Source organism: Sphingosinicella sp. (genome assembly GCF_052388015.1).
Taxonomy (GTDB): Bacteria; Pseudomonadota; Alphaproteobacteria; order Sphingomonadales; family Sphingomonadaceae; genus Allosphingosinicella.
In genome coordinates, this window is record NZ_JBQTIN010000025.1 from 1 (window position 1) to 19345 (window position 19345).

Genomic DNA, 19345 nt, shown 5'->3' on the forward strand with positions numbered 1-19345 from the left:
TCAGATCGGCATGCTGGCCATTGGTGATATAGGTCTTTGAGCCATTGACGACATAATCGCCGCCATCCGCGATCGCGGTGGTTCGGATGCCCTGCAGGTCCGATCCCGCACCCGGCTCGGTCATCGCCATCGCGGTCGGCGTTTCGCCGGAAATCATCTTCGGCAGCCAGTGCCGCTTCAGCTCCTCAGAGCCGTAGTGAACCAGATAGGGGGCGACGATATCGGAATGGAGGCCGATGCCGGCGGTGGAACCGAGATAGCCCAGCTCCTCGTCGATCACCGCGTTGTAGCCGTAATCGAGGCCCAGGCCGCCATAGGACTCCGGAACCGTCGGGCAGAGCAGCCCCGCCTCCCCGGCCTTCCGCCAGAATGCCTTGTCGATCTCGCCCTGTTCCTCCCAGCGATCGAGATGCGGGGTGGGCTCGCGGTCGAAGAACTTGCGGACCTGGTCGCGGAAGAGGTCGTGCTCCTCATTGAAGGCGGAGCGGCGGGAGAGATCGAGCATGTCAGGGCTCCTTGAAGCGGGGCGCCGGCGCGGGCTGGAGGATGCCGTCGATGGTGACGAAGGTGCCGCGCGCGGCATTGTGGGGATGAGCGGGCGCTTCGGCCAGGCTCAGCACCGGCGCGGCGCAGGCGTCGCTGCCTTCGAGCAGGGCCGTCCAGTGCGACCGGGGCCGCGAGCGGAACAGCGCCTCGAGCTCGGCGCGCAGGCCGGGATTGAACTGGCTCGAGGACAACCCCAGCCGTTCCTTCAGCACGGCAAAGAAATGCGGCTCCAGTGCACCAATCGAGAGCCATTGGCCGTCGGCGCATTGGTAGCTGTCGTAAAAGGCGGCGCCGCTGTCGAGCAGGTTCGTGCCGCGCTCGTCCTTCCACATGCCGGCGGCAAGCAGGGCGTAGGTCTGGGCGTTGAGCAAGGCGGCGCCGTCCACCATCGCGGCATCGACCACGCCGCCGACGCCGGTCGAGCGCGCCTTCAGGATACAGGCGAGGAGGCCGAAGGCGAGCAGCAGCCCGCCGCCGCCGAAATCCCCGACCGCGTTTATCGGCGGCGTCGGCGGCGCACCGGCGCGACCATAACCGTGCAAATTGCCGGCAAGCGCGATGTAGTTGATGTCATGGCCTGCGACCTGGGCCAGCGGCCCTTCCTGCCCCCAGCCGGTGATGCGGCCATAAGCGAGGCGCGGATTGGCGGCGCAAAGGATTTCCGGGCCGAGGCCGAGCCGCTCCATAACACCTGGCCGGAAGCCTTCGATCAGACCGTGGGAGTCGCCGCAGATACCTTTCGCCCGCTGGACATCAGCCTCTTTCTTAAGATCGAGCGTGAGGATTTCGGCGCGATTGCGGCGAAGCACGTCCTTGTCGGCCGGGATCGGATGCGACCAGCCGGCACGCTCGATCCGGGTCACCTCCGCGCCATGGTCGGCGAGCATCATCGCCGCGAAAGGCGCGGGCGCGAGGCCGGCGAACTCGACGATCCTGATGCCTTCGAGCGGTCTCAAAGCGTGCCCTCCCGAGGACAAGCCTAGGAGAGCGGTTCCCCGGAGTCAGCATGGATTTCGCAGCGGATCGCGCTAGAGGCTGGCTCGCACATGACTGAAACACCTCGCCCGCGCCGCTGCGCCGCCGGCTGGCTGTCGATCCTGCTGATCGGCGGCGGGTTTCTGTTGTTCGTCGGCTTCCTGCTCGCGCAGCGTTCGTCGGCGGATTCGGTCGAGGCGCGACTGACGGCGCGGCCGGAGCTGACCGCGACGCTGGCCGCATTCCGCGAAGCCTATCCGAACGATTATCGCGCTTATTTGTCCGTGCTCTCCGAAATCACCGACCGGCAGGGCGCCGAAGAAGCAGATCGCGCCGCAACAGAGCGGTTGCGCGCCTTCATCGCCAGCAAGGCGGAGGCGATCGCCAGCGCGCCGGCCGCCGACCTCGACGCGCTCGCCGACGCCAATCTCGCCACCTTGCTGCGGCTGCGCGAGGCCGGCGCTCCGCTCTGCGCCGCCTTCGTCCGCGACGGGGCGCAGGGCGAGCGGCTGCCGCCGGCGGCGCTGGCGACGATCGGCCAGGCGAACGCGCTTCAGTTCCGCGCCGCGCGGCACGGGGAGGGTCCGCAGCGCGTGGCGCGTGGCCCGCTAAGCGAGGCGGACGGGGCTTTATGGTTCCTCGCCATCCGCGCGCTCGATCCGGAGCTGGCGCAGCGGATCAATGCGGGGAGCGCCGGCCAGGGCACGGCGGAGGAACGCTGCACGACCGGCATCGCCCTCTATCGCGCCGCCGCCGCGCTGCCGTCCGAGCAGGCGGCGAACGTCACCGCCCATCTGGTGCGCCAGTCCTTCGGGAGAGCAGAACGGCGTCGCTAGATCGGACCGCCACGCCAATCGGGCAGCGGCCGGTCGCCGAGCGCGACCGCGACCGCCGCCTTGGCCAGCAGCCGAGTCGAATCGAGAATCGGCAGAGGTGAATCCTCGGCCGAGATCAGCAGCGGGATTTCCGTGCAGACCAGGGCCACCGCGTCGCAGCCCTGTGCGGCGAGCTTCTCGATGATCGCGACATATCGGGCGCGCGATTCCTCGCCGAACTCGCCAAGGCAGAGCTCGTCGAAGATGATCCGGTGGACCGTCGCGCGGTCCGCCTTGTCCGGCACCGCCCAGTCGATGCCGCGCCGCCCGAACGCGCCCGGATAGACCGGCCCGGTCATTGTCCACTCTGTGCCAAGGATCGCAACCTTGCGGCGGCCGTCCGCCGCCGCCCGATCCGCGACGACCTCGCCGATGTGGAGACAGGGGATCGGGAACGGATCGCCCGGCGCCTCGAGTGCGATATGGGCGGTGTTGTCCGGCACGACGAAGAAGTCGCAGCCTGCCGCGGCGAGCTTCGCCGTGTCCGCCATGAACAGCGCGCGGAGAGTCGCGAGATCGCCCGCCTCCCAGGCCGGCAGTGTCTGGTGCATCGCGACGCCGGTGAGGGTGATCTCCGGATGGTCGTGCGGCCCCATCCGCCGCACGCCCTCCAGCCAACAGGCGCGGTAGCAGAGGGTCGCGCCCTCCGCGCTATGGGCGAGAATGCCGATATGAAGCGTCATCGGTTAACCGCTTTCATGCACGAATGCTTTTCCAGGTTTGGCGCAAAGCGGCGGCATGGACCTGCTGCTCGCCTTGCTCCTCCAGGCCGCGATCGCGCCCGAAGGCGCCGATTCAGCGCGCGCGCCACGGCTTTCCTACACCGGCGAAACAGCAGCCGACGCCGCGCCGCGGCCGCGAATCAACCAGGGCCGCAGCTTCAGGACCGACTTGAACGCGCTCGACCAGTCGCTGGCGGCCGAATCGCGGCAGGAGCGCAGCCCGCCGGCCGCTCCGGCGCGCGCCACTCCCGGCCAGGCAACAGGGCGTGTCATTCAATGGAATGGCGCACCGGCGCGGATCATCAACGGGCAGCCGCACGGCATCTGGTGATCAGCGCGGCGCCATGCGGATGGCGCCGTCGAGGCGGACATATTCGCCGTTGAGATAGGGATTTTCCGCCATGAAGACGGCGAGCCGGGCATATTCGTCCGGCTGGCCGAGCCGCTTCGGGAACGGCACCTGGGCGGCGAGCGCGTCCTTCACGTTCTGCGGCATCATCGCGACCATCGGCGTTTCGAACACGCCGGGGAGAATCGTGTTGACGCGGATTCCCTCGCTCATCAGGTCGCGGGCGATCGGCAGCGCCATGCCGAGCACGCCGGCCTTCGAGGCCGAATAAGCGGCTTGGCCGATCTGGCCGTCCTGCGCCGCGACGCTGGCGGTGTTGACGATCAGCCCCTTCTCGCCGTCCTCGAGCGGATCGAGCGTCGCCATGCCGGCGGCGCTGGCGGCGAGGACGCGGAAGCTGCCGATCAGGTTGATCTGGATGGCGAGCTCGAACTGCACCATCGGATAGCGCTTGACCTCGCCGGTCACCTTGTCGCGGCCGACCGTCTTCATCGCATTGGCGACGCCGGCGCAATTGATGCAGATCCGCTCCTGCCCGTGCGCTTCGCGCGCTTTGGCGAACCCGGCATCAACCGCCTCGTCGGACGTCACGTCGACCTGGCAGAAGATTCCGCCGATCTCGCCCGCCACCTTCTCGCCCTTGGTCGCGTCGCGATCGAACAGCGCGACCTTCACGCCCCGCGCCGCGAAGGCCCGCGCCGTCGCCTCGCCCAGACCCGACGCCGCGCCCGTGACCACCGCCGAAATATTTCCGTCGAGCCTCATGGAACCGTCTCCTTTCGCGGCCGTTCCTATTCGTCTCCGGGACGATCGGAAAGCCGCTATACTTAACGCGCCGTTAGGGATGATGCGCTAGTCCGGCAGTGAATGAGCGGGAAAGGAAAAGCTGTGAGCGCGAGCGGATTTGCACCCTTTGGCGTGACGGGGGGCATGGAGGCCCGGCGCTATGCAAGGCAGCCGATGCTGCTGGCGGCGCGGCTGATTCTGGTCAGCGGCGAGCGCAACATCCATATCCGCGACCTTTCCGTCGGCGGCGCCCGGATCTCCGGCGAGGATTTGCCGCCCGTCGGCACCGACGTGATGCTGAAGCGCGGCGAGTTCGAGAGCTTCGGCCGGATCGCCTGGTTGTCGCACGGTCAGGCCGGCATCGCCTTCGACGAATTGCTCGACGACGAGGCGGTCGAAACGGTTCAGCGTCCCGCGCAGGCGGCCGCGCCCGTCAAGCCGGGCTTCGGCCGCAAGAAAAGCGGCCATGCCCGCCTGTCCAACGGCTCGGGCTGGATCGACGGCTAACCAACCGCCGGCGGCTGCTGCCGGCCCGTATTGTTACCCTGTCGGAAACCAGCTATGCCTCCCTTGCTCCTGTCGAGCATGGGGAGGGTTATCATGAAGCCAACACGTAAGCTCAGCCGCCGGTCGTTCCTGACCCGCGTCGCGGGCGGTGCCATCGTCGGCGGAGGCGCGATGATCGCGTTCACCGGCGGCGCCCAGGCGTTCCAGGTCACCGACGGCGACGCCGGCGCGACCGCCGATCCGGCCGGCCGTGGTCGCGGTGGACCCGGCAACCGCATCCGCGGCTGCTCGGACGCCGACAGCGGCGCGAATGCCGATCCGGCCGGTAATGGCCGTGGCAATCGCACCACCGACTCGGATTCCTCCGATCGGGGCAATTGCGGCCGTCGCGGCCGCTGATCGCACGATCAACGATCATGAAACGCCCGCCGGAGCGATTCGGCGGGCGTTTTCATGTCTAGCGGGCGAGGTTCTCGACGATCGTCACATTGGCGATGCCGCCGCCCTCGCACATCGTCTGCAGGCCGTAGCGCAGCCCTCGTGCCTTCAGCGCATGGGTCAGGGTCGCCATCAATTTCGCGCCCGAGGCGCCGAGCGGATGGCCGAGAGCGATCGCGCCGCCGTTGACGTTGAGCCGCGCGGGATCGGCGCCGGTTTCCTGGAGCCAGGCGAGCGGCACCGGTGCGAACGCCTCATTGACCTCGTAGAGATCCACGTCGTCGATCGTCATGCCGGCACGCGACAGCGCGCGGGCGGTGGCGGGAATCGGCTCTTCGAGCATGATCACCGGATCGCCGGCGGTGACGGTGAGATTGTGGACGCGCGCGAGCGGCGTCAGGCCATGCGCCCTCAGCGCCGCCTCGCTCGCGATCATCACCCCTGACGCGCCGTCGCAGATCTGTGAGGCGTTGGCGGCGCTGATCCTGCCGCCGTCCTGAAGCAGCTTGACCGAGGCGATGCCCTGGAACGTCGCGTCGGCGCGGACGCCTTCGTCGGCATTGTGCATCACCGTCTCGCCCCGCTCGTTCACCACCGGCACTGCGACGATCTCGGCGGCGAAGGCGCCCTGCCCCATCGCCCGCGCCGCCTTGAGGTGGCTCTCCAGCGCGAACTCGTCGAGATCGTCGCGCTCGAAGCCATATTTGGCGGCGATCATCTCGGCGCCGACGAACTGGCTGAACATCGAAACGCCGAACCGATCGCGTATGCTCTGCGGGAACGGGCCGGTGCCGATGCCGTGCTGCATCGGCAACGTGACCGGCAGGCCCATCGGCACCCGGGTCATCGATTCGACGCCGGCCGCGATGACGATGTCCTGCGTGCCGCTCATCACCGCCTGGGCGGCGAAATGGATCGATTGCTGCGAGGAGCCGCACTGGCGGTCGATCGTCACCGCCGGCACCGACTGCGGCAGCTTCGAAGCCAGCACGGCGTTGCGGCCGACATGGAACGCCTGCTCGCCCGCCTGGCCGACGCAGCCCATCACGACATCGTCGATGATCGCCGGATCGATCCCGGTCCGATCGACCAGCGCGTTGAGCACCAAAGCGGCCAGATCGACCGGATGCCAGTCCCTGAGCGCGCCGCCGCGCTTGCCTCCGGCGGTGCGCACCGCATCGACGATATAGGCCTCGGCCATTCCCGTTTCCCTTACGTTTACGTCAATTCGCCTTAGCGGCAGCGGCGCGAGTCTGGAAGGCGGCACGCGAAACGGCTATGCGGGTGGCATGAGCCGCAACCCCTTCACGCGCCACCCCAAAGAGGTCGGCGAAACCTATGTCGAGCATATGGCCCATGCGAGCTGGTTCGGCGTCAGGATGATCGCCGGCGGCTTCGCCTGCCTGATCCATGCGATCTTCCCCTTCTGGTGCGTCAACACCGGCAGCCAGTCGATGAACCGCCTGCACGCCAAGCTCCACGGCCGCGCCGAAAAGGCGAACTGGGAGCGGCACCCGATCATCTAGAAACCGAGCTTGCGCCGGTCCTTCAGGATCGCTGCCGCGGCATTGTGGCCGGGAGCGCCGGTGACGCCGCCGCCGGGATGAGCGCCGGAACCGCAGAGGTAGAGGCCCTTGAGCGGCATGCGATGATCGGCATGGCCGAGCAAGGGCCGGTTCGAGAAGAGCTGGTCGAGCCCCATCTTGCCGTGGAAGATGTCGCCGCCGATCAGGCCGAAGCGGCGCTCGAGGTCGAGCGGCGACAGCGCCGAGCGGCCGATCACCGCGGCCTTGAAGCCGGGCGCGAACCGATCGACATGGGCGATGACATGGTCCGCCGCTTCGTCGCGCCGCGCGTCCCAGCCGCCCTCCACCTCATAAGGGAAATGCTGGCAGAACAGGCTGGCGACGTGACTGCCGGCGGGGGCGAGGCTGTCGTCGAGCGTCGAGGGGATCAGCATCTCGAGGATCGGCTCGCGCGACCAGCCTTCGGTGCGCGCGGTCAAATAAGCGCGGTCCATATAAGCGAGCGATGGCGCCATGATGATGCCGCCCGTCATATGATCGCCCGGCTCCGGCAAGGCGGCGAAGCGGGGTAGCTCCGACAAGGCGACGTTCATCCGGAAGGTCGCGCTCTCGCTTTTCCAGCTATGCATGCGTGCCGCCACGTCAAGCTCCACGGCGCCATCCGGAAGCAGCTGATCGAACAGCAATTTGGGGTTCACGCCGGCGGCGATCGCTTTTGCGCGATAGGTCTTGCCGCCCGCGACCGCCCCGACCGCCTTGCCCTGATCGACGATGATCTCCTCGACCGGCGCGTCGAGAACGATTTCGACGCCCTGCTCGCGGGCCGCACGCGCCATCGCCTCGGTGATCGCGCCCATGCCGCCGATCGCATGGCCCCAGGCGCCCGCCACGCCCGCCGCCTCGCCGAAGACATGGTGGAGAAGCACGTAGGCCGTGCCGGGCGCATAGGGGCTGGCATAGTGGCCGACGACCGCGTCGAAGCCGAACAAAGCCTGGACCAGCTCGTGGCTGAAATAGCGTTCCAGGATCTCCGCCGCCGAGCGGGTGAAGAAATCGACGACGTGGCGCTGCTTCTCGATTCCCAGCCGTCCGACGCCGCCGCCGAGCTTCAAGAGCGCCATGAGGTCGCCGATGCCGCCGCCCGCATTAGGCGGCGCTCGCAAGAGCCATTGACGAACGATCGCGACCACCGTGTCGAGCGCCGCGGAATAACGGTCATAGGCCGCGGCGTCGGCGGCCGAATGGCGCGCGATCTCGCGCTTCGTGAGGCCGCCGCGCCCGGCGAGCAGGTAGTCGCCTTCCAGCGTCGGCAGGAAATTGTCGACCTTGCGGAGCACGACCTCCAGCCCGCGCTCGTAGAGCCGCATGTCGCGGATCACCTTGGGCTGGAGCAGGCCGACCGTGTAGCTGGCGGTGGAGTTGCGGAAGCCGGGATGGAATTCCTCGGTCACCGCCGCGCCGCCGACGACCGAGCGCGCCTCGAGCACCGTGACCTTCAGCCCGCGCGCGGCGAGATAGAAAGCGCAGACGAGGCCATTATGCCCCGCGCCGACGATCAGGACGTCGCTCCGCTCCCCGCGCTCACTCATACGGGGCCTATAGCAGTGGCCTCGCGCGCCGCCAGCCGCCCCCGCATTTGCCGGATTGCCGTGTAAACGGAAACGCTTATGGTCCGTGCCGCCCGGGGTGGGCAAAGGGAGTCACGAAAATGCGCAAATTCTTGATGGCCGCGGCTTTGTCCGTGGCGGCGATTTCGACCGCGGCCTGGGCCGCGGCCCAGGATTTCACGATCCACAACAACAGCGGCCATGCGGTGATCACGCTTAACGTATCGCCGACTGCGTCGAACGATTGGGGCCCGGACATCCTCGGCCGGGACATTCTCGCCAATGGCGAGAGCGCCCAGATCACCTTCGACCGGAACGAGGATCATTGCATCTGGGACATTCGCGCCACCTATGACGACGGCGACACCGGCGACTGGCGCGGCATCAACCTGTGCGAGACGACCGACATCAACCTGACGCCGTAGCTTCGGCCGCGGTCGCAAGAGACGAGGGCCTCGCCGGCGACGGCGGGGCCCTTTCGTTTGAGCAGCGGCCGGATCAGGCGGCGTCGCGGGCTTTGTTCTCGGCGGCGAGCGCGGCCATCACGCCGGCGGCGTTCACCGGCCGGCTGAACAGATAGCCCTGAACCGAGGAACAGCCCTGCTCGCGCAGCAAGGCGAGCTGGTCCTCATTCTCCACCCCCTCGGCGGTCGTCTCCATGCCGAGCGCGCGGGCGAGGTCGGTGATCGCACGGACGATCGCGGTCGAGCCCGCGCGACTCAGCAATTGCTCGATGAAGGAACGGTCGATCTTGATCTTGTCGAACGGGAAGCTCTGCAGATAGCTGAGGCTCGAATAGCCGGTGCCGAAGTCGTCGAGGGCGATCCGGACGCCCATCGCGCGCAGCGAGTGGAGCACGCCGGTCAGCGCATCGGTGCTTTCCAGGAACACCGACTCGGTGATCTCGACCTCAAGCCGCTTGGGATCGAGACCGCTGGCGGCGAGCGCCTGCATGAGCACATTGGCGAGGCCGGGCTTGCGGAACTGGACCGAGGAGACATTGACCGCCACCCGCACATCTTCGGGCCATTGCATCGCCTGGCGGCACGCCGCCTGAATCACCCAGGTGCCAATCGGCACGATCAGCCCAGTCTCCTCGGCGAGCGGAATGAACTCGTCGGGCGACACCAGCCCGCGCTCGGGATGATTCCAGCGAATCAGCGCCTCGAAGGAGCCGATCCGGTTGGTCTCGAGATCGAAGAGCGGCTGGAAATAGAGCTCGAACTCGCCATTGGCGATCGCGCGCCTCAGGTCGCTCTCCAGTGTATGACGGGCGAGGGCGCGCGCGTTCATCTCGGCCTCGAAGAAGCGGGAAACGCCGCCGCCCTCCCCCTTCGCCTGGTAGAGCGCGAGGTCGGCATGCTTGAGCAGGGCGTCGGCGTCCGTACCATCGCCGGGCGAGAGCGCGATGCCGACGCTCGCGCCGACGGTGAGCTGATGGCCGGCGATATCGAACGGCTCGGCGAGCGCCGCGATCAGCCGCGCCGCGATCGCGCCGGCCTCCTCATGCGCATCGCGCCGGGCAAGCACGATCGTGAATTCGCCGCCGCCGAGCCGCGCGACCAAGGCGTCGCTCACGTTTGCACCGAGGCGGGCGGCGACGGCGCGGAGCAGCTCGTCGCCGACGGGGTGGCCGAGCGTGTCGTTGACCGCCTTGAAATTGTCGAGGTCGACGCAGAGCAAGGCGAGCGCCCGATCGCCGCGGCGGCTCGCCTGGCGCAGCTCGAGCTCCAGATTCTGGCGGAAGAAGGCGCGGTTCGGCAGCCCGGTCAGGCTGTCGTTGAAGGCAAGCTGGGTGATCCTCTTCTCGCGCTCGGCGATGCCGGCCGCCATTCGGTTGAAGCTGCTGGCAAGCCTGCCGATCTCGTCCTGTGTCTCGATCGCGACCGAGACCGTCTCCCCCTCCTCCATCCGCCGCGCCGCCTGGTCGAGCGCAGAAATCGGACGGGTCAGGCTGAGCGACAACCGCCAGGAGCCGAAGACCACAAGGATGAGGCCGAACAAAGCGGTGAGGCCCATCGCGACCTGCAGCGGCCAGTAAGGCGCCATCGCCTGCGCGAGCGGGTAGCGGATCAGGAGCGCCGCCGATTGCCCTTCGGCGAGACTGGCGATCGGCCGCGCGAGCGCGATCGTCGCCCCCTCCGCAGCGTCAAGCCGCGCCGGCGCGCCGTCGCCGACCCGCTGGTCGACGAACGGGCCGAGCGCCGGATCGCCGCCGCCGCCGGTCCAGCCGCCGCTGGCGCCACGCGACAGCACCCGGGCGGTGATCGGGATCGCCGAAAGCTGCTCCAGCCGGCGCATCTGCTCCGGGCCGAGCTCACTCGCGAACACGACCCAGCCGACCGGGCCGGGCGCCATGATCGGCGCGGCGACGACATGGCGCGGCACGCCGCCGAGCGGGACGATGCCGCTGGCGCGACCGGAATCAAGCGCCGACCACAGGCCGGCCGCGTCCTGGCGCAACCGGGGATCGTCGAGGCCAGTCACGTTGCCGGCCGCGCCGAGGATGAAGGCAGTGTCGACGCCAAGCCGGGCCTTGAGATTGTCGAGCGCCGACAGCGCCGTGCGCGGATCACCGGTCGCGACAGCGGCGCGAAAGCCGAAGTCGCGCGACAGCAGCATCGCGGCGTTGCCGAGCTCGCGGGTGCGCAGCTCAAGCAGCCGATCGAACACCGCGCCCGAGGCGATCAACTCGCCCCGAACCTGCCGCTCCGACGTCGTCGCGATCACCGCGTAGAGCGCGACCGCGACAAGGCTGAGCGTCAGCGCGAACAGCCCCGCATAGAGAACCGCGAGACGGGTGCGGATGCGGGTGAACATAAGGCTCGCCGTCAGTAGGTTCGCGGCGGCCGCGGCGGCGGGCGCAAGTTGACGGTAATGACCTGCCCTTGCCGGCCCGCTTGAATCGTCCAGTTGCCTTGGACCTGGTTGTTCGGCGCCCGCAGATATGGATGCCAGAGCCGGGCCACGGCCGGGCCGACCGGCACATTGGTCAGCATCGCCCGCCCTTGCGCGTCGGTGCGCACCGCGAGGCCGGTGTCGACCACGTGGATATAAGCGATCATCCCGTCATGGATGTTGCAGCCCAAGGGCACGATTCCCGGCCGATCGAAGCGGACGCTGCGCGTCTGCTCGCGGGCAAAGAGCTGAAGCTCGAAGCGGCGGACCGGCGAGAAGGAATAGACGTGGTGCCGGACATTGTCGAAATTGGGAAAGGAGACGTCCGAGCCGGGCGGCACGACGAGGACGAAGGGCGAGAATTGCAGATCGCGCTGCTCGACGCGGTAGGCGCCGCCGCGCGCCGGCGGGGTGGGCCGACCGCCGGGATAGAGGGTGAGCACGGCATGGGGCACCGGCTGGCCGGCGGCGGTGCGGACCTCAATGAGAACATCCGCCGCGACGGCAGGCGTCGCAGCGGCGATCAGCGCCGAAGCGAGGCAGGGAACGCGCATCCTGCCAGCCTTGCCGCAGGAAGGTGAACATCCGGTAAGCGATTGCCGCTAAAGAGAATGACGCAGGGCGGCTTGAACGACATTCTGACTCTGCGCGGGGGCGACCCCGACGCGCACGCGCGCCACCCGCTCGCTGTCGACATGCAGCCACTCAAACAGCAGCCGCGCCTGATCGCCGAGCCGCCAGGCCGCGGCGCCGGTCAGCGCCCAGCCATCGCCGCCATCCTCGGCGAAGAGCCGCGAGCCGCGCTGGCGGGTGTCGAACAGATCGACTCGGCCGCTGAGCGCGAGCCGGCCGATTTCGTGGGTGAGACGGAGGTAGGCGGCGCGGAAACGGGTCTCGACCCAATAGCGGCCGTTCTCCTCAAAACCCATCTCGGTCGTGCCGGTCATCGCTTGGGCGAGGAGCCGCGTCTGCTCGCCCAGATCGATCCGCGCGCCGATGTTGAGGAAGCGCGTCTCCCAGCCCCATTGCAGGTCGCTGGTCACCGATTCCGGGACGCCGCGATTGGCGTAATAGAAGGCGTTGAGGCTGACCGGCGCCGCCATCGTCAGGCCGAGGCGGGCGTAATAGCCGGGACGCTGGTCGGTCTCGGTGGTCGGCGCGGTCCATTGCGGCTGGACCATCTGCATGAACGGGTTGAGCGGCGGCAGCGGCTGACGGCTGAACGCGCCGCTCCGCTGGTCGTGCAGCGCCCAGCCGCGGAAGGAGAGCAGAGTCCCGGCCGTATCGTTGAAGCCGAAGACGCCCAGCGTTGCCGAGAGGCGCGCGCTGCCGACGGGCTGGACGGCAGTGCCCTCCAGGCCCAGCACCTTCACCTCCTCGCCGATCCAGCTGTTGATCGCCGAGGGCGTGATCATGTCCTCGACCTGCCAATTGGCGCCGGAATGTTCGAGCGAGATTTCCGGCCAGTAGAGGCCGGCGCGGAAGGAGAAGCGGGCCGGCCCGCGCGGCACCGGCCGCCATTCAACGAAGGACTGAATGAGGTCGACCGGCTGGTCCTGCTCGTCCTGCGCCGCGACCGCGACCGTGCCGTTCAGCGACCAGGCGATCGGCCCGTGCCAGGCGAGATAGCCGGCCGTCGGGACGGGGCGGATACGGGCATCCTCGCCGCCACCGCCGAAGCGGGCCGGGCCGAAGCCGTTGTCCGTCCACGATCGCTCGCCGTCGGTCAGCACGACGCGGAGGTCGATGACCGCGTCAAGATTGGTGGGCAGCTCCAGCCGGGGCGGATCGGCCATCGCGGGCGTCGCCGGGATGTGCGTCAGCGCTGCCGCGAGCAAGGCGACGGCGATCCGGCGCGCGCGGGTCCGGTGGCTCATCCTGCAATGATGCGCCGAATATGGTTAAGAAGCGGTTCGCTTCAACAGCTTACCGCATCAGCACCAGCTCCTCCGCCATGGTCGGATGGAGCGCGATCGTGTCGTCGAACTGGGCCTTGGTCAGCCCGGCCTTGACCGCGATCGCCGCCGCCTGGAGGATCTCCGGCGCGTCGGGCCCGATCATGTGCAGGCCGACGACCCGGTCGGTGCCCTCCTCGACGATCAGTTTGTAGAGCGAGCGCTCGTTGCGGCCGGCGAGCACGTTCTTCATCGGCCGGAAATCCGAGGTGAAGGTCTTGTAGCCGCCGAGCTTCTCGCGCGCCTCGCCCTCGGTCAGCCCGACCGAGGCGATCGGCGGATGGCTGAACACGGCGTGCGGGATGTTGGCATAATCGACGCGGGTTGGCTTGCCGCCGAACAAGGTGTCGGCGAACGCCTGGCCCTCGCGGATCGCGACTGGTGTGAGCTGCACCCGGTCGGTGACGTCGCCGATCGCGTAGATCGACGGCACGGAGGACTGGTTGTCCTCATCGACCAGCACCGCCTTGTTCTTGCCGAGCTCGACGCCGACCTTGTCGAGCCCCAGGCCGGCGGTGTTCGGATCGCGGCCCACGGCCCAGAGCAGCAGGTCGGTTCCGATCGGGTCCTGTCCCGCAAGCTTGACCGTGAGCTTGCCACCCTTGCCCTTCTCGATTGTCTCGAACGGCGCGTTGAACTTGAACTCGATGCCCTTGGTCAGCGAGATCTGCAGCAGCCGGTCGCGGACCTGCTCGTCATAGTGGCGCAGGATGATGTCGCCGCGGTTGACGATCGTCACATGACAGCTGAACTGGTGGAAGATGCCGGCGAACTCGTTGGCGATATAGCCGCCGCCGGCGATCATCACCCGCTTCGGCATCGATTCGAGATGGAAGACCTCGTTCGACGTGATGCCATGCCCGGCGCCCGGCACGTCCGGGATTGCGGGATGCGCGCCGGTCGCGATCAGGATCGTCGCCGCGCTGACCTTGGTCCCGTCCGCCAGCGTCACTTCGTTGGCGCCGGTCACGGTCGCGCGCTGGGCAAACGTCTCGACCTCGTGCCGGTCGAGAATGTCCTGATAGATGCCTTCCAGCCGCTCGACCTCGGCGAGCACATTGTCGCGCAAGGTCGGCCAGTCGAACTTGCAGGTGCCGATCTTCCAGCCGAACCGGCGCGCGTCCATCAGATCCTCGGCGAAATGGGCGCCGAAGACGAGCAGCTTCTTCGGCACGCAGCCGCGAATCACGCAGGTGCCGCCGACCCGATATTCCTCGGCGATCGCCACCCGCGCGCCATGCGCCGCCGCCACACGCGACGCGCGCACGCCACCGGAGCCGGCGCCGATGACGAACAGGTCGTAGTCGTAAGTCTTGGCCATTCTATTCTCCGAACACCCGCGCGATCAGCGCGCTCGTCGCGGGATCGAAATCCATCTCGCCCTCCCCGTCCATCGCCTTCGCCATTTCCTTGCCGAGCTCGACCCCGAACTGGTCGAACGGGTTGATGCCGAGCAAAGCGGCATTGGCGAAGACCCGCGCCTCGTAGAAGGCGAGCAATGCGCCGAGCGTGCGCGGGTCGAGCCGGTCGAGCAGGATCGTCGTCGAGGGCCCGTCGCCGGGATAGGTCCGGTGCGGATCGTCCGACGGCCGGCCGGCCATCAGCGCCGCGCCCTGCGCGAAGCAGTTCACCAGCAGCTGCTCGTGATGGGCGGGATCGAGGCCATGAGCGGGCTCGATCGCCGCGACGAACTCGACCGGGACGATCTGCGTCCCCTGGTGCAGCAGCTGGAACACCGCATGCTGCGCGTCGGTCCCGACCCCGCCCCAGGTCACGGGGGCGGTGGCCCGGCCGACGAGCATCCCGTCCAGCCGGATGCCCTTGCCGTTCGACTCCATCTCCAGTTGCTGCAGATAGGATGGCAGCAGCCTGAGCCGCTCGTCATAAGCGAACACGGCGCGGCTGCCGGCGCCGGTCACGTTCACATAGAGCCGGTCGGCGAAGGCGGCGAGCAAGGGCGCGTTGCGCTCCGGCGTCGCGAGGCGGAAATGGCGGTCCATCGCCGCCGCGCCTTCGAGCAGGCTTTCGAAGGCGTCCCAGCCGAGCGCCAGCGCCGCCGAAAAGCCGATCGAGGACCAGAGCGAGAAGCGCCCCCCGACGGTGTCCACGAAGGGCAGAATGCGCGTTTCGTCGACGCCGAAGTCGAGCGCCGCGTCGGGCGAAGCGGTGAGCGCCACCAGCTTGCTGAACGGATCGGCGACGCCGCTTTCCTCCAGCCAGGCCATCGCGGAGCGGGCGTTGAGCATCGTCTCGCCGGTGGTGAAGGTCTTGGAGGCGACGACGATCAGAGTCGCGTGCGGGTCGAAGCCGGCGATCGCCTCGGCCAGCGCGGCGCCATCGACATTGCTGACCACCGCGACCTCATAGCGCCCGGCATCGCGGCCAAGCGCGTCGACCAGCAGCTTCGGCCCCAGCGCCGAGCCGCCGATGCCGAGATGAAGGATGTGGCGCACCGGCCCCAAAGCCTCCGCCTCGATCGCATCGATCAGGGTGCGCATCCGCTGGTGCAGCGCCCGCGCCCGGGCGACGCTCTCCGGCGCGCCCTCCCCTCGCTCGGCCGGATGCTCGGCGGCCCGCCCCTCGGTCGGATTGACTTCGGCGCCGGCATAAAGCGCATCGCGCCGCTCGGCGAAGCCGGCCGCCTCGGCCAGCGCGAGGAAAACAGGCAGGTTGGCCGCCGACAAATGGGTCTTGGCGAAATCGAAGCGCAGGCCCGCTTCCTCGATCACCAGCCGCTGCAGCCGGTCCGGCTCGGCCGCGAACAGATCGGCGAGCGGCGCCGGCTCCAGCTCCTCAACCGCCGCCCAGGCCCGATCGAACGCCTCGTTCATTCGCCCGCCTCTAGGCGGCTGGCGCGGCGCTGCCTAGCGTCCCTCGCTTGACCGGCCGCCCTCCCCAAGCGAAAGCGCGGGCCATGTCGGACGAGTCCCCACCGGCGGCCGCGCCCGAAATCGCCGCCGCGCCCGAGAAGAAACCGGAGAGCTGGGGGGCGACGATCCGCTTCCTCTTTGTCCTGTTCGTCGCCACGCTCATCGTGCGCAGCTTCGTCTTCGCGCCGTTCATGATTCCCTCCGGATCGATGCTGCCCAACCTCGCGATCGGCGACTATCTGTTCGTCACCAAATGGCCCTATGGCTGGTCGCGTTACTCGATGCCCTTCGGCTTGGGCTCCTTCTCGGGCCGGATCTGGGGTCGGCTGCCCGACCGGGGCGACATCGTCGTCTTCCGCTCGCCCGGCGGCGAGGACTACGACATCGTCAAGCGGGTGATCGGCCTGCCCGGCGACCGGATTGCGGTTCGGGACGGCGTCGTGATCCTGAACGGCCGGCCGGTGCCGCGCGAGCGGATCGCCGATTATGCGATGCCGGTGAGCCCGAACAGCGAGTGCCGACTGACCGGGAGCGATCCCGCCGCGCGGCGGATTTCGACGCCGGACGGGCAGGTCTGCCTCTATCCGCGTTATCGCGAGACGCTGCCCGAGGGGCGCAGCTACGATGTGCTCGATCAGGGCCGTACCCAGCTCGACGATTTCGAGGAGATCGTCGTGCCGGAGGGACGGCTGTTCATGATGGGCGACAATCGCGACGACAGCGCCGACAGCCGCGTTCCGGCGGAGGTCGGCGGCGTCGGCCTGCTGCCGGTCGAGAATGTGCTCGGCGAGGCGTTTGTCGCCTTCTGGTCGACGGACGGCTCGGCCGAATGGCTGAAGCCCTGGACCTGGTTCACCGCGGCCCGCTGGAGCCGGATCGGGAATCTCTACTGATGGCGGTCGATCTCGCCGGCTGGCTGGAAGCAAGGATGGGGCTGCGGCCGAAAGACCTCGCCTTGTTCGAGGCCGCGCTCACCCATTCGAGCGCGCCCGGTCACAATTACGAGCGGCTCGAATTCCTCGGCGATCGAGTCCTCGGCCTCGTCGTCGCGACCTGGCTGATCGAGCTTTATCCGGACGAGCCGGAAGGGAAATTGTCGCACCGCCTTCACGCGCTCGTTTCCGGCGACGTCTGCGCCGAAATCGCGCTCGAGCTCGACGTGCGCCCGATGCTGCGGCTGGGGCGGCAGGCGCAGGACGACGGCGTGTTCGACAGCATCAACGTGCTCGGCGACGTGGTCGAGGCCCTGATCGGCGCGCTCTATCTCGACGCGGGATCTGCGGCGGCGACCGCATTCATCCGCAAGGCATGGGGCGATCGCGTCACGCGGCTCAGCCAGCCGCCCAAGCATCCCAAGGCGGCGCTGCAGGAATGGGCCGCGGCGAAGAAGCGCCGTCCGCCCGAATACGAGGTGGCCGCGATGAGCGGGCCCGACCATGCCCGCCGCTTCACCGTCGTCGTGCGGGTCAACGGCGCCGGCGAGGCGAGCGGCTCCGGCCTTTCCAAGCAGGAGGCCGAGACCGAGGCGGCGCGGGCGCTGCTGGGGCGGCTGGAATGAGCGCGCGCTGCGGCTTCGCCGCCGTCGTCGGTGCGCCCAATGCCGGCAAATCGACCCTGGTCAACGCGCTGGTCGGCCAGAAGGTGGCGATCGTCAGCCCCAAGGCGCAGACCACCCGCGCGCGGCTGATGGGCATCGCGATCGAGGGCGAGGCGCAGATCCTGCTGCTCGACACGCCGGGCATCTTCGATCCCAAAAGGCGGCTCGACCGGGCGATGGTCGCGGCGGCGTGGGAGGGCGCGCGCGATGCCGATCTGATCGCTTTGGTGGTGGACGCCGAAACCGGGCTGAAGCGCGGCGTCACCGATCTGCTCGATCGGCTGAAGGACCGGCCGGAGCCCAAGCTGCTGATCCTCAACAAGGTCGATCTGGTCCGCAAGGAGTCGCTGCTGACCCTGATCGCGCAGACCGAGGGCCGTGTCGCGTTCGAAGAGATCTACATGGTTTCGGCCACCACCGGCGACGGCGTCGCCGAGCTCAAGGCGGCGCTCGCCGCGCGGGTGCCGGAAGGGCCGTGGCATTTCCCCGACGACCAGGTGTCCGACGCCACCGACCGGATGATCGCCGCCGAGGTAACCCGCGAGCAGCTCTACCGCCAGCTCCACGCCGAACTGCCTTATGCGAGCGCGATCGAGACCGAGAAATATGAGGAGCGCAAGGACGGCTCGGTCGCGATCCACCAGCAGATCCTCGTCGGCCGCGACAGCCAGAAGGCGATCGTGCTCGGCAAGGGCGGCGCGCGGATCAAGGAGATCGGCGCCGCCGCGCGCGCCGAGCTTGGCGCCCTGCTCGGCCGCAAGGTCCACCTCTTCCTCCACGTGAAGGTCAACCCGAAATGGGAAGAGGACCGCGGCCTCTATCGCGAGATCGGGCTGGACTGGGTGGAGTAGGCTGTCAGGCCGCGCCAGCCTTCGCCCGTCGGCGGAAGGCGTGGAGCAGCGGCTCGGTATAGCCGTTGGGCTGCGCCTCGCCCTCGAACACGAGCGCGCGAGCGGCTTGGAACGCCAGGCTTTCCTCCTCGCGGCCCGCCATCGGACGATAGAACGGGTCGGCCACACTCTGTGCGTCGACCTTCGCCGCCATCCGCTTGAGCGCCGCTTCGACCTCCTCGCGCGTACAAACACCGTGGCGGAGCCAGTTCGCCATGTGCTGGGAGGAGATGCGCAGGGTGGCGCGGTCCTCCATCAGGCCGACATCGTGAATGTCCGGCACCTTGGAGCAGCCGACCCCCTGTTCCACCCAGCGCACGACATAGCCGAGGATGCCCTGCGCATTGTTCTCCAGCTCCTCGCGCACCTCTTCGGACGACCAGTTGCGTCCGGCCGCGACCGGCACGCTGAGCAGTTTGTCGAGCGACGCGACCGGCTCCGCGCGCCGTTCCTCCTGTCGCCCGAACATGTCCACCCGGTGATAGTGCGTCGCATGGAGGGTCGCAGCGGTCGGGCTCGGCACCCATGCGGTGGTGGCGCCTGACTTGGGATGGACGATCTTTGCGGCAAGCATGTCGGCCATCCGGTCCGGCGCGGCCCACATGCCCTTGCCGATCTGCGCCTTGCCGGCGAGGCCGCAGGCCAGACCGATCTGGACGTTGCGGTCCTCATAGGCCGCGATCCAGTCCGACGCCTTCATCTCCGCCTTGCGGATCATCGGCCCGGCCCGCATCGCGCTGTGCATCTCGTCGCCGGTGCGGTCGAGGAAGCCGGTGTTGATGAACACGATCCTATCCTTCACCG

The 19345-nt window shown here is 68.4% G+C and carries 20 protein-coding genes and 1 pseudogene; 9 read left to right on the plus strand and 12 right to left on the minus strand.

Features of this window, described 5'->3' with window-relative positions:
- Nucleotides 1–505: acyl-CoA dehydrogenase family protein (locus ACT4N3_RS01985; protein ID WP_444853530.1), on the minus strand; the 505-nt coding region annotated here is incomplete at its 3' end.
- A gap of 1 nt (nt 506) precedes the next feature.
- Nucleotides 507–1502 (minus strand): CaiB/BaiF CoA transferase family protein, encoded by a 996-nt coding sequence (locus ACT4N3_RS01990; protein ID WP_444853531.1) that lies wholly within the window; start codon nt 1500–1502, stop codon nt 507–509.
- A gap of 90 nt (nt 1503–1592) precedes the next feature.
- Between ACT4N3_RS01990 and ACT4N3_RS01995 the strand changes: the two genes are divergently transcribed.
- The gene (locus ACT4N3_RS01995) at nt 1593–2357 is read left to right on the plus strand and encodes a hypothetical protein (RefSeq protein ID WP_444853532.1); all 765 of its coding nucleotides are present in this window, start codon (nt 1593–1595) and stop codon (nt 2355–2357) included.
- Here ACT4N3_RS01995 and ACT4N3_RS02000 read toward each other — a convergent pair.
- Nucleotides 2354–3079, minus strand: a complete 726-nt coding sequence (locus ACT4N3_RS02000; RefSeq protein WP_444853533.1) for an aspartate/glutamate racemase family protein — start codon at nt 3077–3079, stop codon at nt 2354–2356. The two genes, ACT4N3_RS01995 and ACT4N3_RS02000, sit on opposite strands and share 4 nt — an antisense overlap.
- Nucleotides 3080–3134: 55 nt before the next feature.
- On the opposite strand from ACT4N3_RS02000, the gene ACT4N3_RS02005 reads away from it, so the two are divergent.
- Complete coding sequence (locus tag ACT4N3_RS02005; RefSeq protein WP_444853534.1) at nt 3135–3449, plus strand: hypothetical protein; 315 nt, start codon at nt 3135–3137, stop codon at nt 3447–3449.
- Here ACT4N3_RS02005 and ACT4N3_RS02010 read toward each other — a convergent pair whose 3' ends face one another.
- Nucleotides 3450–4232 (minus strand): SDR family oxidoreductase, encoded by a 783-nt coding sequence (locus tag ACT4N3_RS02010; RefSeq protein WP_444853535.1) that lies wholly within the window; start codon nt 4230–4232, stop codon nt 3450–3452.
- 165 nt (nt 4233–4397) lie between these two features.
- Between ACT4N3_RS02010 and ACT4N3_RS02015 the strand changes: the two genes are divergently transcribed.
- Both ACT4N3_RS02015 and ACT4N3_RS02020 read left to right on the plus strand, forming a co-directional pair.
- Entirely contained in the window at nt 4398–4760 is a 363-nt protein-coding gene (locus ACT4N3_RS02015) for a PilZ domain-containing protein (protein ID WP_444853536.1), read from the plus strand.
- 93 nt (nt 4761–4853) lie between these two features.
- A complete protein-coding gene (locus ACT4N3_RS02020; protein WP_444853537.1) occupies nt 4854–5159 on the plus strand; it encodes a hypothetical protein in 306 nt (101 codons plus the stop codon).
- A gap of 58 nt (nt 5160–5217) precedes the next feature.
- Here ACT4N3_RS02020 and ACT4N3_RS02025 read toward each other — a convergent pair whose 3' ends face one another.
- Nucleotides 5218–6399: an acetyl-CoA C-acetyltransferase gene (locus ACT4N3_RS02025; protein ID WP_444853538.1), complete on the minus strand. Its 1182-nt coding sequence runs from the start codon at nt 6397–6399 to the stop codon at nt 5218–5220.
- An 88-nt stretch (nt 6400–6487) separates the two neighbouring features.
- On the opposite strand from ACT4N3_RS02025, the gene ACT4N3_RS02030 reads away from it, so the two are divergent.
- Nucleotides 6488–6724 (plus strand): DUF6356 family protein, encoded by a 237-nt coding sequence (locus ACT4N3_RS02030; protein WP_444853539.1) that lies wholly within the window; start codon nt 6488–6490, stop codon nt 6722–6724.
- Here the strand turns inward: ACT4N3_RS02030 and ACT4N3_RS02035 are convergent.
- Nucleotides 6721–8313 (minus strand): phytoene desaturase family protein, encoded by a 1593-nt coding sequence (locus ACT4N3_RS02035; protein WP_444853540.1) that lies wholly within the window; start codon nt 8311–8313, stop codon nt 6721–6723. The genes ACT4N3_RS02030 and ACT4N3_RS02035 overlap by 4 nt on opposite strands.
- Nucleotides 8314–8432: 119 nt before the next feature.
- On the opposite strand from ACT4N3_RS02035, the gene ACT4N3_RS02040 reads away from it, so the two are divergent.
- Complete coding sequence (locus tag ACT4N3_RS02040; protein ID WP_444853541.1) at nt 8433–8756, plus strand: hypothetical protein; 324 nt, start codon at nt 8433–8435, stop codon at nt 8754–8756.
- A gap of 73 nt (nt 8757–8829) precedes the next feature.
- On the opposite strand, the gene ACT4N3_RS02045 is transcribed toward ACT4N3_RS02040, so the two are convergent.
- Genes ACT4N3_RS02045 through pgi form a run of 5 tightly spaced genes read right to left on the minus strand, consistent with a single transcriptional unit; the run spans nt 8830 to nt 16015 of the window.
- Complete coding sequence (locus ACT4N3_RS02045; RefSeq protein ID WP_444853542.1) at nt 8830–11151, minus strand: EAL domain-containing protein; 2322 nt, start codon at nt 11149–11151, stop codon at nt 8830–8832.
- A gap of 11 nt (nt 11152–11162) precedes the next feature.
- Nucleotides 11163–11783 carry a methylamine utilization protein gene (locus ACT4N3_RS02050; protein ID WP_444853543.1) on the minus strand — a complete coding sequence of 207 codons (621 nt, stop codon included), beginning with the start codon at nt 11781–11783 and terminating at the stop codon, nt 11163–11165.
- Between the two features lie 48 nt (nt 11784–11831).
- On the minus strand, nt 11832–13106 hold the full coding sequence (locus ACT4N3_RS02055; protein ID WP_444853544.1) for a hypothetical protein: 1275 nt from the start codon (nt 13104–13106) through the stop codon (nt 11832–11834).
- A gap of 49 nt (nt 13107–13155) precedes the next feature.
- Nucleotides 13156–14505, minus strand: a complete 1350-nt coding sequence (gorA, locus tag ACT4N3_RS02060) for a glutathione-disulfide reductase (protein WP_444853545.1) — start codon at nt 14503–14505, stop codon at nt 13156–13158.
- A 1-nt stretch (nt 14506) separates the two neighbouring features.
- Nucleotides 14507–16015 carry a glucose-6-phosphate isomerase gene (gene pgi, locus ACT4N3_RS02065; protein ID WP_444853546.1) on the minus strand — a complete coding sequence of 503 codons (1509 nt, stop codon included), beginning with the start codon at nt 16013–16015 and terminating at the stop codon, nt 14507–14509.
- Nucleotides 16016–16098: 83 nt separating this feature from the next.
- Between pgi and lepB the strand changes: the two genes are divergently transcribed.
- From lepB to era, 3 genes are read left to right on the plus strand one after another with little or no spacing between them, the layout of a single operon-like run.
- The gene (gene lepB / locus ACT4N3_RS02070; RefSeq protein ID WP_444853547.1) at nt 16099–16947 is read left to right on the plus strand and encodes a signal peptidase I; all 849 of its coding nucleotides are present in this window, start codon (nt 16099–16101) and stop codon (nt 16945–16947) included.
- Nucleotides 16947–17612: a ribonuclease III gene (gene rnc / locus ACT4N3_RS02075; protein ID WP_444853549.1), complete on the plus strand. Its 666-nt coding sequence runs from the start codon at nt 16947–16949 to the stop codon at nt 17610–17612. The genes lepB and rnc overlap by 1 nt, the downstream gene beginning before the upstream one ends.
- The gene (era, locus tag ACT4N3_RS02080; RefSeq protein WP_444853548.1) at nt 17609–18502 is read left to right on the plus strand and encodes a GTPase Era; all 894 of its coding nucleotides are present in this window, start codon (nt 17609–17611) and stop codon (nt 18500–18502) included. The genes rnc and era overlap by 4 nt, the downstream gene beginning before the upstream one ends.
- A gap of 4 nt (nt 18503–18506) precedes the next feature.
- Here era and ACT4N3_RS02085 read toward each other — a convergent pair.
- Nucleotides 18507–19345 (minus strand): annotated as a pseudogene (locus tag ACT4N3_RS02085) (malate synthase G); the annotation flags it as partial.

Coding starts and splice junctions, on each gene's coding strand:
- ACT4N3_RS02045 (WP_444853542.1), bottom strand. CDS start 11,151: ATGTTCACCCGCATCCGCACCCGTCTCGCGGTTCTCTATGCGGGGCTG.
- ACT4N3_RS02000 (WP_444853533.1), bottom strand. CDS start 3,079: ATGACGCTTCATATCGGCATTCTCGCCCATAGCGCGGAGGGCGCGACC.
- ACT4N3_RS02055 (WP_444853544.1), bottom strand. CDS start 13,106: ATGAGCCACCGGACCCGCGCGCGCCGGATCGCCGTCGCCTTGCTCGCG.
- ACT4N3_RS02010 (WP_444853535.1), bottom strand. CDS start 4,232: ATGAGGCTCGACGGAAATATTTCGGCGGTGGTCACGGGCGCGGCGTCG.
- era (WP_444853548.1), top strand. CDS start 17,609: ATGAGCGCGCGCTGCGGCTTCGCCGCCGTCGTCGGTGCGCCCAATGCC.
- ACT4N3_RS02030 (WP_444853539.1), top strand. CDS start 6,488: ATGAGCCGCAACCCCTTCACGCGCCACCCCAAAGAGGTCGGCGAAACC.
- rnc (WP_444853549.1), top strand. CDS start 16,947: ATGGCGGTCGATCTCGCCGGCTGGCTGGAAGCAAGGATGGGGCTGCGG.
- lepB (WP_444853547.1), top strand. CDS start 16,099: ATGTCGGACGAGTCCCCACCGGCGGCCGCGCCCGAAATCGCCGCCGCG.
- ACT4N3_RS02025 (WP_444853538.1), bottom strand. CDS start 6,399: ATGGCCGAGGCCTATATCGTCGATGCGGTGCGCACCGCCGGAGGCAAG.
- ACT4N3_RS01995 (WP_444853532.1), top strand. CDS start 1,593: ATGACTGAAACACCTCGCCCGCGCCGCTGCGCCGCCGGCTGGCTGTCG.
- pgi (WP_444853546.1), bottom strand. CDS start 16,015: ATGAACGAGGCGTTCGATCGGGCCTGGGCGGCGGTTGAGGAGCTGGAG.
- ACT4N3_RS02015 (WP_444853536.1), top strand. CDS start 4,398: ATGGAGGCCCGGCGCTATGCAAGGCAGCCGATGCTGCTGGCGGCGCGG.
- ACT4N3_RS02035 (WP_444853540.1), bottom strand. CDS start 8,313: ATGAGTGAGCGCGGGGAGCGGAGCGACGTCCTGATCGTCGGCGCGGGG.
- ACT4N3_RS02040 (WP_444853541.1), top strand. CDS start 8,433: ATGCGCAAATTCTTGATGGCCGCGGCTTTGTCCGTGGCGGCGATTTCG.
- ACT4N3_RS02005 (WP_444853534.1), top strand. CDS start 3,135: ATGGACCTGCTGCTCGCCTTGCTCCTCCAGGCCGCGATCGCGCCCGAA.
- ACT4N3_RS02020 (WP_444853537.1), top strand. CDS start 4,854: ATGAAGCCAACACGTAAGCTCAGCCGCCGGTCGTTCCTGACCCGCGTC.
- ACT4N3_RS02050 (WP_444853543.1), bottom strand. CDS start 11,783: ATGCGCGTTCCCTGCCTCGCTTCGGCGCTGATCGCCGCTGCGACGCCT.
- gorA (WP_444853545.1), bottom strand. CDS start 14,505: ATGGCCAAGACTTACGACTACGACCTGTTCGTCATCGGCGCCGGCTCC.